At 57.1% G+C, this 16,701-nt stretch carries 17 protein-coding genes; 6 read left to right on the forward strand and 11 right to left on the reverse strand.

Annotation, left to right across the window (positions count from 1 at the left end; translation table 11 throughout):
* Window positions 1-3 precede the first annotated feature (3 nt).
* A complete protein-coding gene (locus Q669_RS20045; protein WP_011785239.1) occupies window positions 4-315 on the reverse strand; it encodes a cold shock domain-containing protein in 312 nt (103 codons plus the stop codon).
* A gap of 432 nt (window positions 316-747) precedes the next feature.
* Between Q669_RS20045 and clpS the strand changes: the two genes are divergently transcribed.
* From clpS to Q669_RS02155, 3 genes are all read left to right on the forward strand, one after another.
* Window positions 748-1,107 (forward strand): ATP-dependent Clp protease adapter ClpS, encoded by a 360-nt coding sequence (gene clpS, locus Q669_RS02145; protein ID WP_011785238.1) that lies wholly within the window; start codon window positions 748-750, stop codon window positions 1,105-1,107.
* 18 nt (window positions 1,108-1,125) lie between these two features.
* Entirely contained in the window at window positions 1,126-3,396 is a 2,271-nt protein-coding gene (gene clpA / locus Q669_RS02150) for an ATP-dependent Clp protease ATP-binding subunit ClpA (RefSeq protein WP_022991058.1), read from the forward strand.
* A gap of 210 nt (window positions 3,397-3,606) precedes the next feature.
* The gene (locus Q669_RS02155) at window positions 3,607-4,650 is read left to right on the forward strand and encodes a putative solute-binding protein (protein ID WP_023009999.1); all 1,044 of its coding nucleotides are present in this window, start codon (window positions 3,607-3,609) and stop codon (window positions 4,648-4,650) included.
* A gap of 62 nt (window positions 4,651-4,712) precedes the next feature.
* Here the strand turns inward: Q669_RS02155 and infA are convergent, their stop codons facing one another.
* The 9 genes from infA to Q669_RS02200 form a co-directional block, all read right to left on the reverse strand.
* A complete protein-coding gene (infA, locus tag Q669_RS02160) occupies window positions 4,713-4,931 on the reverse strand; it encodes a translation initiation factor IF-1 (protein ID WP_014421226.1) in 219 nt (72 codons plus the stop codon).
* Between the two features lie 81 nt (window positions 4,932-5,012).
* Window positions 5,013-5,726, reverse strand: coding sequence for an arginyltransferase (locus Q669_RS02165; protein WP_014421227.1), 714 nt, complete (start codon window positions 5,724-5,726; stop codon window positions 5,013-5,015).
* Window positions 5,723-6,439 (reverse strand): leucyl/phenylalanyl-tRNA--protein transferase, encoded by a 717-nt coding sequence (gene aat / locus Q669_RS02170; protein ID WP_022991060.1) that lies wholly within the window; start codon window positions 6,437-6,439, stop codon window positions 5,723-5,725. The genes Q669_RS02165 and aat overlap by 4 nt, the downstream gene beginning before the upstream one ends.
* A 15-nt stretch (window positions 6,440-6,454) precedes the next feature.
* Complete coding sequence (trxB, locus tag Q669_RS02175) at window positions 6,455-7,408, reverse strand: thioredoxin-disulfide reductase (RefSeq protein WP_022991061.1); 954 nt, start codon at window positions 7,406-7,408, stop codon at window positions 6,455-6,457.
* Between the two features lie 174 nt (window positions 7,409-7,582).
* A complete protein-coding gene (locus Q669_RS02180; RefSeq protein ID WP_022991062.1) occupies window positions 7,583-8,494 on the reverse strand; it encodes an AAA family ATPase in 912 nt (303 codons plus the stop codon).
* Window positions 8,495-8,501: 7 nt separating this feature from the next.
* Complete coding sequence (locus Q669_RS02185) at window positions 8,502-9,425, reverse strand: carbon-nitrogen hydrolase (RefSeq protein WP_022991063.1); 924 nt, start codon at window positions 9,423-9,425, stop codon at window positions 8,502-8,504.
* Window positions 9,422-10,474, reverse strand: coding sequence for an agmatine/peptidylarginine deiminase (locus Q669_RS02190; protein WP_081698959.1), 1,053 nt, complete (start codon window positions 10,472-10,474; stop codon window positions 9,422-9,424). The genes Q669_RS02185 and Q669_RS02190 overlap by 4 nt, the downstream gene beginning before the upstream one ends.
* A 100-nt stretch (window positions 10,475-10,574) precedes the next feature.
* Complete coding sequence (locus Q669_RS02195; RefSeq protein ID WP_022991065.1) at window positions 10,575-10,880, reverse strand: hypothetical protein; 306 nt, start codon at window positions 10,878-10,880, stop codon at window positions 10,575-10,577.
* A gap of 104 nt (window positions 10,881-10,984) precedes the next feature.
* Complete coding sequence (locus Q669_RS02200) at window positions 10,985-11,569, reverse strand: PilZ domain-containing protein (RefSeq protein ID WP_022991066.1); 585 nt, start codon at window positions 11,567-11,569, stop codon at window positions 10,985-10,987.
* Between the two features lie 154 nt (window positions 11,570-11,723).
* Here Q669_RS02200 and Q669_RS02205 point away from each other — a divergent pair, with 154 nt between their 5' ends.
* Complete coding sequence (locus tag Q669_RS02205) at window positions 11,724-12,968, forward strand: lipoprotein-releasing ABC transporter permease subunit (protein ID WP_022991067.1); 1,245 nt, start codon at window positions 11,724-11,726, stop codon at window positions 12,966-12,968.
* A complete protein-coding gene (locus Q669_RS02210) occupies window positions 12,961-13,659 on the forward strand; it encodes an ABC transporter ATP-binding protein (RefSeq protein WP_022991068.1) in 699 nt (232 codons plus the stop codon). The genes Q669_RS02205 and Q669_RS02210 overlap by 8 nt, the downstream gene beginning before the upstream one ends.
* On the opposite strand, the gene Q669_RS02215 is transcribed toward Q669_RS02210, so the two are convergent.
* A complete protein-coding gene (locus Q669_RS02215) occupies window positions 13,647-14,192 on the reverse strand; it encodes a DUF2062 domain-containing protein (protein ID WP_022991069.1) in 546 nt (181 codons plus the stop codon). The two genes, Q669_RS02210 and Q669_RS02215, sit on opposite strands and share 13 nt — an antisense overlap.
* Before the next feature lie 83 nt (window positions 14,193-14,275).
* Between Q669_RS02215 and Q669_RS02220 the strand changes: the two genes are divergently transcribed.
* Window positions 14,276-16,696: a DNA internalization-related competence protein ComEC/Rec2 gene (locus Q669_RS02220; RefSeq protein ID WP_031210972.1), complete on the forward strand. Its 2,421-nt coding sequence runs from the start codon at window positions 14,276-14,278 to the stop codon at window positions 16,694-16,696.
* The last annotated feature ends 5 nt before the right edge of the window (window positions 16,697-16,701 follow it).

Genomic DNA, 16,701 nt, shown 5'->3' on the forward strand with positions numbered 1-16,701 from the left:
GCATCAGCCGTTTACAGCACGGGGCGTGTAGCTCTCGTTGCTGTTGCTGGATTGAGCCGCCTGATCCGACGAATCCGATGCCGTTTTCGCCCCGGACTCTCTGGCCGGAACCTCGTCCGGAACAATGTTAATGGCGTGGACGCCCTTGTCACTGGGCTTCTTGTCGAACGTTACCGTCTGACCGGCCTTGAGGGTTTTGTAGCCATCCATCTGGACTGAGGAGAAATGGGCAAACAGGTCATCGCTGCAGCCATCTTCAATGATGAAGCCGTATCCCTTGGCATTATTGAACCATTTGACTTTGCCTCTTGGCATGATGAACTCCCCTGTTCCTTTGCTGTCACTTTGGGAGGCGCTGACTGTTCCTCTGTACTTGGTGCCCGTGTATGGCGGGCAAGTTCCAGAGGCTCGGCAGGTGCTCCCTTATTATTGGTCTTGTGTGTTGAATTCACAGCGCCCTGGTGGCGCCTGAACTGTTGCCAACAACGTGAAACCGGTATTGGCTGTGGTTTCCGGTTACACGATGAAGCATGAGTTTACATTCTTTAACAATGCACATTAACTGTCGGCCAAACCGGCGCCTGAGTCAAGTGCCGGATACTGCGGAACAGGTGGTTCTGGCAGGTCTGGAAGCGGTATCATGTTCGTATTGATAAACAACGCACGCTTGTGGGCAGTGTTGGCTTGAAAACACGCTGCCACGCATCCACATTTAAGTCAGGAACCGAATAACCGGTATATGGAACCATGCGGACAATTGAGAATTCTCTACTAGTATTCAATCAGGGGGAGGATGAACAACCCGGTCGCCATGAGGGGGTCAGTGTTGCGCCGGAGAAGCCTGCCCTGAAGCGCCCGGCGCGTTACCGGGTTGTGCTCCTGAATGATGATTACACACCCATGGATTTTGTGGTGGACGTACTGATGAAGTTCTTCGCCATGAACGAAGAAAAGGCGACGCAGGTGATGCTGCTCGTCCATACGCAGGGAAAAGCCGTATGTGGGGTATATACCCGAGACATCGCGGAAACAAAGGCAGCACAGGTGAACCAGTATTCCTCGGAATGCGAACATCCGCTCCTTTGCGAGATTGAACGTGCGGACTGACAGACGTTGGGGTGGCCCATGCTGAGTAAAGATCTGGAAATTACGCTGAATACGGCCTTCAAAAATGCGAGGGACAAGCGTCATGAATTCATGACCGTCGAGCATTTGTTGCTGGCCCTTCTCGACAATGAATCGGCAGTGGGTGTCCTGAAAGCCTGTGGTGCAGACCTGAAGCGCCTTGAGGAAGAGTTGGTAGAGTTTGTGGACTCCACCACCCCCCTGATCCCTAGCTCCGACAGTGAGCGCGAAACCCAACCCACATTGGGGTTCCAGCGGGTACTGCAGAGAGCGGTATTCCATGTGCAGTCGTCTGGCAAGAAGGAGGTAACCGGAGCAAACGTACTGGTAGCCATCTTCAGTGAGCAGGAAAGTCAGGCGGTTTATGTGCTGAAAAAGCAGAATATCGCCCGGATTGACGTGGTTAATTTCGTCTCCCATGGTATCTCCCGGGTTCAGGGAGCAGAGGACCAGGAAGGCGCGGATCACGCTGCCCAGGACGAAGCAGCGGAAGAGGGCGGTCATTCCCGTCCGCTGGAGAGCTACGCCACTAACCTCAACGAACAGGCACGGCAGGGTCGTATTGATCCGCTGATTGGCCGTGAGCATGAGGTTGAGCGGGTGGTACAGATTCTGGTTCGCCGCCGCAAGAACAACCCCTTGCTGGTGGGCGAGGCCGGCGTTGGCAAGACAGCCATTGCCGAGGGTCTGGCCAAGAGGATTGTGGACGGGCAGGTGCCGGAGATTATCTCGGATGCCGTCGTCTACTCACTGGATATGGGCGCGTTACTGGCCGGTACCAAGTATCGTGGCGATTTTGAAAAACGCCTCAAGGGCCTTTTGAGTGACCTGAAGAAGCAGAATCATGCCATTCTGTTCATCGATGAGATCCACACCATCATCGGTGCCGGATCTGCGTCGGGCGGCGTGATGGATGCCTCCAACCTGCTTAAGCCTATGCTCAGTTCAGGCGAACTCCGTTGCATTGGTTCGACCACGTTTCAGGAGTTCCGTGGTATTTTCGAGAAAGACAGCGCCCTGGCGCGTCGCTTCCAGAAAATTGATGTCAACGAGCCGAGCGTTGAGGACACCTACCAGATCCTCAAGGGTCTCAAGCCAAACTTCGAGAAACATCACGATCTCAAGTACACCGACAAGGCGTTGCGGGTAGCCGCAGAGCTGGCAGACCGGTACATCACCGACCGGCACCTGCCGGACAAGGCCATCGACGTGATCGACGAAGCCGGTGCACGGCAGCGGCTGCAGCCGGAAGACAAGCGCAAGAAGACCATTGACGTGACCGACATCGAAGACGTGGTCGCCAATATTGCGCGAATTCCGCCGAAGAATGTTTCCACCAGCGACAAGGATCTGCTGCGCAATCTTGAACGCGATCTGAAAATGGTGGTGTTCGGTCAAGATCCGGCGATCGAATCCCTGTCAACCGCCATCAAGCTGGCGCGGGCAGGCCTGAAAGCGCCTGAGAAGCCGGAAGGTGCCTTCCTGTTTGCCGGGCCGACCGGTGTCGGTAAAACGGAAGTCACCAAGCAACTGGCGAAGGTGCTGGGCATCGAGCTTGTTCGCTTCGATATGTCAGAGTACATGGAGCGTCATACTGTCTCACGCCTGATTGGTGCACCTCCGGGCTATGTCGGCTATGACCAGGGCGGCCTGCTGACCGAAGCGGTCAACAAGCATCCGCACTGCGTGTTGCTGCTGGATGAGATCGAGAAGGCGCATCCTGAAGTCTTCAACCTGCTGCTGCAGGTGATGGACCACGGTACCCTGACGGATAACAATGGCCGTAAGGCGGATTTCCGCCACGTGATTCTGGTGATGACCACCAACGCGGGCGCTGAAAGCATGGCCCGCCGCTCGATCGGCTTCAATGAGCAGGATCACAGCACCGACGGCATGGAGGTGATCAGCAAAACCTTCACGCCGGAGTTCCGCAATCGACTGGATGGCATTATCCAGTTCGCCGATCTGCAGAAGGACACCATCACTCACGTGGTGGACAAGTTCCTCACCGAGCTTCAGGCTCAGCTGGACGAGAAGCACGTTGTGCTTCACGTTGATGATGCGGCCAAGCTCTGGCTGGCGGAGAAAGGTTACGACGTAACCATGGGTGCCCGACCGATGGCGCGGCTGATCCAGGACAAGATCAAGCGCCCGCTGGCGGAGCAGATCCTGTTCGGTCGGTTATCGGAGCACGGCGGTGATGTATTCATTCAGCTCAAGGACGACGAGCTGACCTTTGATTATGAGGACGAGCCGGCCGAGGCGGTCTGACCTCACCGAACCTCATGGAACCGCTGGCCGGGCCACCCGTCCAGCGGTTTTTTCGTGTCCGATCGTTCCTGGCCCTGAATACCCGTTGGCCATATTCTGCATAAAACATTGGCGGAACCGTCAATTCATTGGTCGTGAACATCTGTCATTTTTGTAGGTGTCCGCGGCCCGACTCGCGGTATGCAAACAACAATAAGGATGCAGCCGTTGATGACTAAGAATATCCCTTCAATTTTTGCGTTATTGGCATTTGTTTCTATTGCTGTGGCAAGTCCTGCAAAAGCCTCAACTGACCCCAAAGCGTTCTGCGTGTTTGATGTTGCCGGGGCCAGCGGATTTGTTTACCAGTTGCTTCGGGAGTATCAGCGAAGTGCACTTCAGAACAGAGTGCTTCTGAACATGCAGCCCTATACCGATGAAGATGCGGCGGTCAGGGATTTTCGGGAAGGCCGCTGTGATCTCGTTGCCGTAACCGATATGGGAGCCCGGAACTTTAACGATTTTACCGGCTCGATCAGCGCAATCGGTGCCATACCATACTACGAAGATCTTCGGGTTCTGTTGTACGGCCTGTCGCGACCAAGGCTCGAACCTTATTTAACGCAGAATGGCTATCAAATGCTTGGAGTGGCGCCAATGGGCGCTGCTTATCTATTCGTGAAAGACAGGGCGATTGATCATGTAGATGCACTCAAGGGCAAGCGCTTCAGTGTTTTCCAGGGACATCACGATGCCCGCCATATGGTGAGTTTCGTTGGTGCTGAGCCGGTTGAGGCCAAAATTTCCAATTTTGCCAATCTGTTCAATTCCGGCGCGGTGGACATCAGTTATGCACCCGCGGCGGCGTGGGAGGTGTTGGAGATGTTTCGCGGCGCAGGTGAAAACGGGGGAATAGTTCGTTATCCGGTTGGTCAGGTGACAGTTCAGCTCTTTGCCAGGGAAGGAACCTTTACCGACGGCTTTGTTCGTGATTCCCGAAAGACGATGGCCCGTTTGTATCCCGAAGCCATCCGGATCATCCGCCAGTTCGAAGAGCGTGTCCCCGAGGACAGGTGGATCGATATAGCTGCCAAAGATAAGCGGGATTATCAGGAAATGCTCAGGCAGGTCCGGCTGGATCTGTTGTCTTCATCGGACCCGGAATCCCGGTTAGCGGCCGCGGTGTATCACGAGGACATGATGACCATCCTGAGAAAAATCCGCTGCTACACGAACCCCGGGGGTCGTGAGTGCTCGGATCAGAACCGGGAATAACGGATGGTATTAATCAAAAAAGCCCCGCATTTGCGGGGCTTTTCAGATGTCAGCCTGGCCGATTAACGGGCGCGGTAAACGATGCGGCCCTTGCTGAGGTCGTAGGGAGTCAGCTCAACCTTGACCTTGTCACCAGTCAGAATGCGGATGTAGTTCTTGCGCATTTTTCCGGAGATGTGTGCAGTCACAACGTGGCCGTTGGACAGCTCAACGCGGAACATGGTGTTGGGAAGGGTGTCGATAATAACGCCTTCCATTTCAATGACATCTGATTTCGCCATTCAGTAGAAACCTCGTTCGGAATACTTTTCGGTGATTTTAAATTGCGCAATTCTGCCTGAATTCTCCACGTTTGGCAAAACTCAGTCGGTCGACATCTCGCGCCAGTGGCCATCCCGCAAGGCCTCAATGGGTTTAAATCGGGTTTTATAGTTCATTTTCCGACATTCTTTTATCCAGTACCCCAGATACAGATGCGGCAATTCCCGCCGTTTGGCTTCCTCAATCTGCCAGAGCACTGCGAAAGTGCCCAGGCTCCGGTGCTCCAGTTCCGGCGCGAAGACGGTGTAGATGGCCGAGAGGCCATCATCCAGCAGGTCGACGGCTGCCAGTCCCACCAGGTCACCATCAAGAGACATTTCGAGGAACCAGGAGTCGGTAGCCCCCTCCACGAGGAACGAGGTAAATTGTTCTCTTGAAGGTGGATACATGTCACCGTCGCGATGACGCTCCTCTATATAGTGGGCATACAGCCGGTAATAGCGTTCACTGAATGCTGCTGGCACCAGCTTGCAGTCGAGGTCGGCATTTTTGCGAAGCACCCGGCGTTGATTCCGGTCTGGCTCGAATTGGCCTACCTGCAGGCGTACCGGAACACACGCGTTACAGCTTTCGCAGTGCGGACGGTAGTAATGTGAGCCGCTGCGGCGGAAACCCAGTGCGGTTAACTGGCTGTAGAGCTTTCTGTCGATGTGGGCGCGTGGGTCCACAAACATGGTGGTCGCTTCACGGTCTGGCAGGTAACTGCAATCGTGAGGAGGAGTGGCAAAGAAAACGAGCGTTCTGAGATTACTCATTTCACCTCCGGGCAGGGCCATTGCCAGCTGAAGTTCCAGTCTGGCTGGTCCGGTTTCCGATCGACACATGCCCTGAGTATAGATAAAAACTCCGCCCTCGGAATACTGCGCGCGCCCATTGTCAGCAAGTGGTCGCTCTCTACCTGGCAATCCATGAGCTGATAACCCCATTCGCCGAGCTGGTGGGCCAGATGCACCATCAGTACTTTGGAGGCGTTGGTTTCCAGTGAAAACATGGATTCGCCGAAGAAACAGCGGCCGATAGCCAGACCGTACATGCCGCCTGCGAGCTCATTGTTGCGATTCCAGACTTCAATGGAGTGGGCGATACCTCGTTTATGCAGCTCGGTATACGCTGCCATCATGTCGTCAGTAATCCAGGTGCCCTCAGCGCGGGTGTTTGCGCAGAGCCGAATGATGCGGCCAAAGCATTGATCGGTGGTGATATGGAATCGACGCTGGTTCAGCGTCCGGCGCAAGCTCCGGGAGATGTGGATGTCAGAGGGAAACAGCACGCAACGAGGGTTCGGTGACCACCAGAGAATGGGCTGGTCGTCACTGAACCAGGGGAAAATGCCATTCCGATAGGCCAGAATCAGGCGTTCCGGAGACAGGTCGCCACCCAGGGCAAGCAGGCCATCGGGATCCTCCAGCGCTTCTTCTGCGGGAGGAAACCAGAATTGATCAGGATCCAGCCAGGGTAGCGACGTCATTCTGCTCCTGAGCAGTTAGCCTTGTTGATCAAGAAACTTTTCGGCGTCGAGCGCAGCCATGCAACCAAACCCGGCGGACGTCACAGCCTGCCGATAGACGTGATCGGCTACGTCGCCAGCCGCGAACACGCCTGGAATGCTGGTCTGGGTGGCCATGCCGTCGAGGCCGGAGCGAATCCGGATGTAGCCGTTAGCCATATCCAGTTGCCCTTCAAACAGGCTGGTATTCGGCTTGTGGCCGATCGCGATAAATACGCCGGCCAGCTCCAGATCCTGGGTGCTGCCATCTTTGGTGTTCCTGATGCGCATGCCGGTAACACCGGTGCCATCGCCGAGCACTTCGTCCAGGGTGTGGTCCCAGATGATGTTGACGTTGCCGTTTTCTGCTTTCTCGAAGAGTTTGTCCTGAAGGATCTTCTCGGCCCGAAGCTTGTCACGGCGATGAACCAGGGTCACTTCATCAGCGATGTTCGAGAGATACAGCGCCTCTTCCACAGCAGTATTGCCGCCGCCGATAACCGCGACTTTCTGCTTGCGGTAGAAGAAGCCGTCACAGGTGGCGCAGGCCGACACGCCCTGACCCTTGAACTTCTCTTCGGATTCAAGCCCCAGATACATGGCAGAGGCGCCAGTGGCAATGATCAGAGCGTCACAGGTGTATTCGCCGTTGTCGCCTTTGAGCCGGAACGGGCGGTTGTTCAGATCAGCTTCGTTGATGGTGTCGTACACGATGCTGGTTTCAAAACGCTCGGCGTGCTTCTGCATGCGCTGCATGAGCTCGGGGCCCTGAACGCCGTCATTGTCGCCCGGCCAGTTGTCTACGTCAGTGGTGGTGGTCAGCTGGCCGCCCACTTCGATACCGGTGATCAGGGTCGGGTTCAGGTTGGCGCGCGCGGCATAGACTGCAGCGGTGTAGCCGGCCGGGCCGGAGCCAAGAATGATCAGTCGGGAATGTCGGGTTTCGCTCATCTGTGTCTCACTGAAATGAAGTATGCGTATTCGACGGCTCTCCTCTGTCCCTTCGGAGGGCAGAACGGGAGCCGCTCATCTGAAATCTGGCAAAAGGCTAACATGAAATGACCGGGCTGCCATTCGTTTACGCCAATGTGGCTTATAAAACGTTGCTATGTGGTCAGACCCGGATTATTCAAGCACCGATACGGTCGTTAACAGCTGGCGCACCCGCTCCCGGGCTTTACCGGATTCTCCCTGTTCCAGGCGATGTTCGGCTACGGCGGGGAAGACGGCCTGCACGTCGTCGGGCAGTACGTGATTACGACCTTCCATCAGTGCCCATGCTTTGGCGGCTCTCAGCAGGCCGAGGCCCGCCCTCGGGGACAAGCCGTAAAGCAATCCGGGCATGCGCCGGCTCTGCTCAAGAAGGCGTTGCAGGTAATCCAGCAAAGCCGGGCTGGCGGATACCTTTTCCACGGCCTGCTGCAAGGCCACCAGCTCATCGTGCGGGAGTATGGCCTGCAAACGATCGGTAAGGTGTTTGCGGTCTTCGCCCTCCAGCAGCTCCCGTTCCGCTTTCGGGTCGGGGTAGCCCAGCCGAAGTCGCATCAGAAACCGGTCAAGCTGGGATTCAGGCAGGGGAAAGGTGCCGCCTTGCTCTATGGGGTTCTGGGTTGCGATCACAAAGAACGGGGTAGGTAGTGGTCGGGTTTCCCCCTCAATGGATACCTGCCTTTCTTCCATGGCTTCCAGCAGGGCGCTTTGGGTGCGCGGTGACGCGCGGTTGATTTCGTCTGCCAGAACCACCTGGGCGAAGATGGGGCCGGGGTGAAACACGAGCCCGCCGGCCTGCTTGTCATACATGGAGTAGCCGAGGACGTCTGCAGGCAGCAGGTCATTGGTGAACTGGATTCGCTGATAGCTTAACCCCATGATTTTTGCCAGCGCATGGGAGAGGGTGGTCTTGCCCATGCCCGGAATATCTTCAATCAACAGGTGGCCGCGGGCAAGCAGGCCGCAGAGCGCCAGACGAACCTGATTCTCCTTGCCCAGCAGTACCTTGTTAAGGGCGCTGACGACCGTGTCCATTTTCTGTTTCATGCCGGTTTCAGTCCCTCACCCGTTTCAGAATGTCGCCGTAGGCATCGATGCGCCTGTCCCTGAGGTACGGCCAGATTCTCCGGATGGATTCGGTGCGCTGGCGGTTCAGGGTTACCGACAGGATACACTCGTCAGTCTCGTTGCCGCGGGCCAGAAACTCGCCCTGAGGGCCACAGATGAAACTGTTCCCCCAGAACCGGATGCCATCGCTTTGGCCGGAAGGATCTGGCTCGGTCCCAACGCGATTCGGGGCGATAACCGGAAGGTTGTTGGCTACCGCATGGCCACGCTGAACGGTCACCCAGGCGTCCAGTTGCCGGGCCTGTTCGTCTGGATCGTCGGTCACGTCCCAGCCAATGGCGGTCGGGTAGATCAGTATTTCCGCGCCGGCCAGTGCCATCAGTCGGGCCGCTTCCGGGTACCACTGGTCCCAGCACACAAGGACCCCCAGCTTACCAACGGAAGTCTGGATGGGGGTAAACCCGCTGCTGCCGTCATTGAAGGTGGCATCACCGGGAGTAAAGTAGAATTTCTCATAAAAGCCCGGGTCGTCCGGGATGTGCATTTTCCGGTACAGCCCGGCCAGGCTGCCATCGGTGTCGAACACCACAGATGTGTTGTGGTAAACGCCATTCATGCGCCTTTCAAAAATAGAACCCACAAGCACAACGCCTAATTCTTTTGCGAGACCAGACAGATAGTTGCTGGTGGGCCCGGGAATGGGCTCTGCAAGCTCAAAAATGGCGGTGTCTTCGGTCTGGCAGAAATACTGGGTGGCGTGCAGCTCCTGCAGGACAATCAACTGCGCGCCATCCACCGCAGCCTGCCGTATCAGGCGTTCGGATGTCGCGAGACTCTGGTTCTTGTCGGGACTGCAGGTTTGCTGAATGGCGGCGACCTTCAGGTTGGAGCTGGTGTTCGTGCTGGTCATACCGTTACCACCCCCGCAGGAATTTGCATGGTTACGCAGTGCAGACTGCCGTGCTGGTAAATGAGCGGGCGGCAGTCAATTGGAATAATCTCCCGGTCTGGGAAGATGCCCGCCATGATGCGAACTGCTTCTTCGTCCTGCGGCACATCGTAGACTGGCAGCAGAACTGCGCCGTTGATGATCAGGAAGTTGGCGTAGGTCGCTGGCAACCGTTCGCCGTCCTCATCGTAAATCGGGTCGGGCCAGGGCAGGGGCGTCAGGCGATAGGGGGTGCCGTCGGCCTGACGGAATTCCTGCAATTCTTCTTCCATCGCCGCCAGGGCGCTGTAGTGCTCGTCCGCAACATCCGGGCAGGTCACATAGCAGATATGATCAGGCGCGCAGAACCGTGCCAGGGTATCGATGTGGCTGTCGGTATCGTCGCCCGCCAGATATCCGTGGTTGAGCCAGAGAATACGATCGACCCCGAGGACTTCCTCCAGCAATTGCTCGATAGCCGTCCGATCCATGGATGGGTTTCTGGACGGAGTCAGCAGGCACTCGCTGGTAGTGAGCAAGGTGCCGGCGCCATCGGATTCTATAGAGCCGCCTTCCAGGACAAAATCCACTGGCTGCAGTGGGTGTTTGCCGAAAACGCCCGCGTTCGCCAGGTGCCGGTTGAGGGCATCGTCTTTTTCCCAGGGAAATTTGTCTCCCCAGGCATTGAACCGGAAGTCCAGCAGAGCGGGGCCGTCAGCGGTATCCACGGTGATGGGGCCGTGGTCCCTGGCCCAAGTGTCGTTGGCCGGGGCTGGCACAGTGATTACGCGACCTGGTAACCCGTTGCCTTCGGCATAAGCGTTCAGCTGCTGGCCAAGTTGCTGGAGACGTGCCACGAACTCGCAGCTGATCACCAGGTGTTCAAAACGGAGGACCGCTTTGGCAATGGCCTCGAACACGGGCTCCACGTCGGCCATGCGCTTTGCCCAGTCGGTTCCGGGATGAGGCCAGGTCAACATGACTGCGCTTTGGGAAGCCCACTCCGCAGGCAACGTACGTCTGGAAGTCACTGTATAAGTCACCTTGGTTTGCAAAAGCCGCCATTCTATCTGAGCAATGCAGCCCGTGCATTGTCATTCCTTGGCCGGTGTTTGATGAAGCGGGTGTTTATCAGTCTTTGTGTTGCTTTGCCACTGCATGTATTACGCGGTTACCTTCGAAATAGACGACAAAATCCTGATAATGCCACTGACTGATGGGGGGTTCTCCGACCGGGCCTTTGATGTTCTGGGGGGCGCCCCAGCGATTCCGGACGGAGTCGTCACTCATGCCGTTCGCGGGCAGGCTGATCTGGCTTCTGTCGGCCTGGCTGCCGACCGGTACCCTCAGTTCCTCAGCAAGGGCCAGTGGCGCTGAGCCGGCGAATACAGCCGTAGCCAAAACGGCGGCAGCCATCACATTGCGGTAGTTTGTCATAGAGGAGTCTCCAATAATGCATGATTACTGCGCACTGTCTGCGGCAGATGAATAAAACGTAATATCCCGAAAAGCTTAGCAAAAGTCAGCACTTTTTCAGTATCTTACTCTTTTTGGCGTTGCCGAATCTGCCAACGCATCACATGCCGGGCAATTTGCTGACGGTCGCTGTCATCCAGTTCAACAAACAGCGTGTGAACCCGTGTGCCGCCTTGGTTGTCGTGCTCGGTATCCAGTACTTCAGCAATGGCTCTTGGCTGGTATAGCTCTGGTGGTAGAGTCATCCGAATGGCCAGTCGGTCACCCGCGCCAAAGGTTGCTGTCGGCCAGCGGAATGAGAGCCCGCCCTCACTCAGGGTTACATCCTGCCAGTCCTCCGGTTGCAACGGATTTTGCTCAAAGGCGATAATGCGCGCCAGCGTATCGACCTTGCTGTTCAGGGATTTGACCAGCCCGGCCAGCAGGCGGTCGCGCTCAGCCAGGCTTGCCAGGTATGCACGTACGTCCTGGTCCAGCCTCCGGAACTCGGCTTTCAGGGCTTCCAGTGGAGAGTTATTGAACGGATCGTCGCCGGGATGGGCGTCGTCCAGGCGGCGTACCTCAAGCCCGATACGGTCGTCTATCCGGAAGAACTCCCGGCGCTCCCGCTGGCTGTCTCCGCTCGGTGGCGTTTTATTCTGGCTTGGCATCCTGTCTCCGGACGGGTTTTTATTGATTATAGAACAGTTTAGCAGTTTCCCGACGGCTGGTAAGAGGCCTGGCAAATCTCCGGGCCAGGTAATGATCGAAGCCAGCGGGGATTCAATAATCGACGGACCGCAAGGTAGCGACAGGCACCCCTACATGTTCAGACCCTTATCGTTTTATATTGGCCTGCGATATACCGCCGCCAAACGACGTAATCACTTCATCTCCTTTATCTCCCTGACCTCAATGATTGGCCTGATGCTGGGCGTTGCGGTATTGATCATCGTGCTCTCGGTCATGAACGGGTTCGATCGCGAACTCAAGCAGCGCATTCTTGGGATGGTGCCTCATGCCACGATTCAGGGGGCTTCCGGTCCCCTGGAGAACTGGCAGGAGATTGACCAGAAGGTTGAAGCCTACCCGCGAGTGCTGGCGGCGGCTCCCTTTATCCAGGGGCAGGGCATGGTAACCGGTGGTGGTAACGTCCGGGGCGTGATGCTCAACGGTGTCCTGCCGGAGCAGGAGGCCAGCGTTTCGATTATCGAGAACCATTTCATCGAAGGCAGCCTTGAGGAGCTTCGGTCCGGGGAATTCGGAATCATCATTGGCCGGTTGATGGCAAACAGCCTTCGACTGGGGGTAGGCGATAAACTCACGGTGGTATTGCCCGAAGCTTCGGTAACGCCGGCCGGCGTGTTGCCCAGACTCAAGCGCTTTACCGTCAAGGGCATTTTCAGCGTTGGTGCCGAGCTTGATGGGAACTACGCGCTGATTCATATGGATGATGCGGCGCGTTTGATGCGTACCGGTGGCCGCGCGGAGGGTATCCGGCTTTTAATGGATGACCTGTTTGCGGCGCCCAAAGTTGTCAATGATGTTGCCCGGACCCTGGGAGGCCGCTATTACGTATCGGACTGGACCCGCACCCACGGCAACCTGTTTCAGGCAATTCGCATGGAAAAAACCATGATCGGGTTGCTGCTGATGTTCATTGTCGCAGTGGCGGCCTTCAATATTGTGTCAACGCTGGTCATGGTGGTGACCGACAAGACCGCTGATATCGCCATCCTGCGAACCATGGGCGCCACGCCCGGGCGCATTATGAGGATCTTTATTATCCAGGGTGCCGTGATTGGCGTGTTTGGCACGCTCATAGGTACTGCATTGGGGATCTTCGGTGCCCTGAACATCAGTGGCTTTATTTCGTGGCTTGAATCGGCACTGGGGCATCAGTTTCTCAGCGCTGATGTCTATTTTATCAGCTACCTGCCGTCGCAGCTCCAGTTGCAGGATGTACTGATTATCAGCGGTGCGGGCCTTGCCATGAGCCTGCTGGCAACTATTTATCCGGCCTGGCGTGCGTCGCGGGTCGAACCGGCGGAGGCATTGCGTTATGAGTGACGGGCAGACGACATCTCTGGTGATTGATTGTCAGAAGGTTACCCGCACCTACAGTGAAGGGCCGGAAACACTGACGATTTTCTCGGACATCTCACTTCAGGTTAAGGCCGGCGAGACGGTTGCCATTGTGGGCAGTAGCGGGGCAGGGAAAACCACCTTGCTGAACCTGCTGGGCGGTTTGGATCGCCCTTCGTCAGGGCATATCCGGATCTGTGGCAAGGATATTCATCAGCTATCGGAAGCAGGCCGGGCGCGGTTCCGGAATCAGCATCTGGGGTTTGTGTATCAGTTCCATCATCTGCTGCCGGAATTTACCGCACTTGAGAACGTCATGTTGCCCTGCGCGCTTGGTGGCATGCCACCCAGGCAGGCCCGCCCGAAGGCGGAGCAACTGCTGCAACGGGTGGGTCTGGGTGAGCGGCTCAGGCACAAACCCGGCGAGTTGTCCGGTGGTGAGCGTCAGCGGGTAGCGATAGCCAGAGCACTGGTTAACAGCCCGGAGTGTGTGTTGATGGATGAGCCTACCGGCAATCTGGATGAACACACAGGGGAGGGTATCCGTGCCCTGATCGGCGACCTGCGTGATAATTCCGGGACGTCATTCATCATGGTTACCCACGACATGACCATGGCCCGGAGCCTGGGAAGGGTGCTGCGACTGGAGCAGGGGCGATTGGTTCAGGAGGCCTGATTGCTCGCGGGCGTTCGCTTGTTGCGCTGGCGACGCCGTAATTGCCATTCAGTGCGGATCTTGCGGCGCCATAGATACTGGATGATCAGGTAAGCGACGCAGGCGGTCACCGTGGCCAGAACCAGAGAACCCAGGTACAACGGCACGCCGATATCGATCAACCTGTGGCTGATCCAGTCCCAGGAAAGCTCGAATTCGAACGCCAGAACGGGCCGATTGAGTATCCAGGCCCCCACCTTGTAATTGAAGTAGAACATCGGGGGCATGGTCAGCGGATTGCTGATCCAGACCAGAACCACGGATAAAGGCAGGTTGGCGTTAAACCAGATGGCGCAGAATGCGGCTGCCAGCATCTGGAAAGGCATCGGAATAAAACAGAACCAGACGCCCACCAGGAAGGCCCTGGCAACACAGTGCCGGTTGATGTGCCACAGGTTGGGTTCATGGAGGATATCGCCCAGAAAACGCAGCGATTGCATCGACTGCACCTTTTCAGGGGTGGGCAAATACCGTTTCATGAACTTCTTCGGCATAGGAAGTTCGGCCTGTTTCCTGGCTTTGAGTAATCACTGGAGCCCAGAGGCTGCCAGCGCTATCGAAAATTGGAGGACAAGGATTGTCCGAAAACCCAGTTTCCAACCGGGTCAGCAGGCTCGGTGTTGGACTCGCCAGCATTCTCGCCTTCTCTTGCGGCGTTATCTTACTGTATCGGCTCGCAACCTTGCCACCATATCCATGGCTGTTTGTGCTGGTTGGGTTAATGTTGCTGGCTATGTTCTGTCGATACCAGCGCATACAGAGGCTCGGGCCCGTGGTGGTTGCTGCGACGCTGGGGTTGGTCTGGGCCGGCTGGAATGCCGATATGAGACTGGCCGAGCGCCTGCCTTCGGAGTGGGAAACCAAGCGCATTGTAGTATCCGGCTATCTCTGTGATTTGCCGACGCCGGGAAGCTTTGACAGTCTGAGATTCGGATTCTGTGTCCTGCACTGGCAGGCACCTGGCGTGTCGGTAGATAACAACTTGCCCCGCGTCCTGCGACTATCCTGGTACGGCAGGGAGGGGCGCAGGCTACCCGACCATCGCCTGACACTGGAGGTCACTCTCAAGCGTCCTCACGGCAACCTGAATCCAGATGGGTTTCGCTACGAAGACTGGTTGTTCCGTCACGGCTATCGGGCGACCGGTTCCGTTAAACAGGTCTCTGCGGCACCGGAGCTGTCATGCGCACTGCAATGTCAGTACCACGCCTGGCACTGGCGAGCATCAAAGAAGTTGCAGCGTTGGTTTGGTGAAGCGGAATACTACCCCCTGATTGCGTCTCTGCTAATGGGTAACCGGGGTTCTCTGGAAGATCATCACTGGCAGGTACTCAAGTCGACCGGCACCATTCATCTGGTGGCTATTTCTGGTTTGCATCTGGGTCTGGTGGCGGTCGGCGTTGGTCTGTTGGCGCGCTGGGGCTTGCTGTTGCTGCCGGTTGGTGGTCTGAGTGAGCAGGGCCGGCGTTCTCTGGTTTTTCTGGTGGTTGTGCTCAGCTGCCTTGCCTATTCGCTATTGGCCGGTTTTACCGTACCAACCCGGCGGGCCCTGGTGATGGTGGTTGCCGGCGGCTGGTATCTGCTCAAGGCAAGACAACAGAGCGGCTGGCGGCCCTTTGTGCTGGCTCTGGCAGTGGTGCTTCTGATGGATCCGTTTGCGCCTCTGGACCAGGGTTTCTGGTTGTCTTTTGGCGCTGTCGGGGTGCTGCTGGCGGTATTTTCAGGGCGTCTGGGTTCGTCGGGTTGGTTATCGGCTTTGTTGATAGCCCAGTTGGCGGTCTTTGTCGGGTTGTGGCCAATGTTGATGCTGGTGCATCAGGGCCAACCTCTTGCAGGCTTCGCGGCCAATCTATTGGCGGTGCCCTGGGTGTCGTTTGCCGTCATGCCGGTACTGTTCCTGGGGTCCATCATCGCTCTTCTTTCCGGGGGGTGGCTCCTGCCCTGGGTATCGGCCGGGTTTGACCTTGTCCTGGGGGCGCTATGGTGGTGGCTGGAGCTGGTGGCCCGGTTCCCGGCAGGGCAGATGCAGCCTCTGCCACTGCCATTGGCAGCAGGTTTGGCGTTGCTGGCGCTTTGGGGGATTCGCTGGAGGGACTGGCGATGGCGGGCATTGCTGGGCGTTACCTTCCTGTTGCTCAGTGTTCCCTGGTCAGGTGCAGGAATAGGCAATTCCGTCACACAGGCACCTGAAGTCCGGGTGTTGGATGTGGGGCAGGGGCTGTCAGTTGTGGTTCGCGCCGGTGGCCGGGTGATGGTGTATGACACCGGGCCGGAAGTTGCGGGCGTCTACTCCGCCGCCGATTCGGTGCTGGTGCCGAATCTCCGGGCAATGGGCGTCGAGGTTATTGATCTGCTGGTCTTGAGCCATGCTGATAATGACCACGCCGGCGGTCTTGAGACGTTGTCTGGGCACTTCGCGATCAAAAGGGTGATTTCCGGAGAGCCTGCTCTTATTGCCGGGCGCGTGCCGGCGACGGTGGAAGGTTGTCGCCCGGGGAATATCCGGTGGCCGGGTCTGGTGATGTCGCTGTGGCAAAATCCGTTGCCTGCGGACGGGAATGACGCTTCGTGCGTGATACGCGTGTACCACCCGTCCAGCAACAGCGATTTCGTATTGACCGGGGACATCAGCCGGAAGGTTGAGCAACTGATGCTCGGTGGCGGCGGCCCAGAGTGGCTTGAGAACCGCGTTGCGCAGCGGGTGGTGCTGGCGCCACACCATGGCAGCAAAACTTCATCTTCAACACGCTGGGTACAGGCGGTGGCGCCGGATCAGGTGATCTATACGGCGGGCTACCGGCACCATTTCGGGCATCCGCATGCGGAAGTAACCGATCGGTACCGCGCCAGTGGTGCCGTGCCATTGAACACGGCCTGCTCCGGCCAGATCACGCTCAGGTTCGCAGATTCAGGCCTGCTTATAAGTGAGCTCTGGCAGACACAGCCTTTCTGGATAGCGTCTCCGGGGCTTGCCAGGAGTGAATGTAAAATACCGTGACAATC

The organism is Marinobacter sp. C1S70 (genome assembly GCF_000475355.1).
Classification (GTDB): domain Bacteria; phylum Pseudomonadota; class Gammaproteobacteria; order Pseudomonadales; family Oleiphilaceae; genus Marinobacter; species Marinobacter nauticus.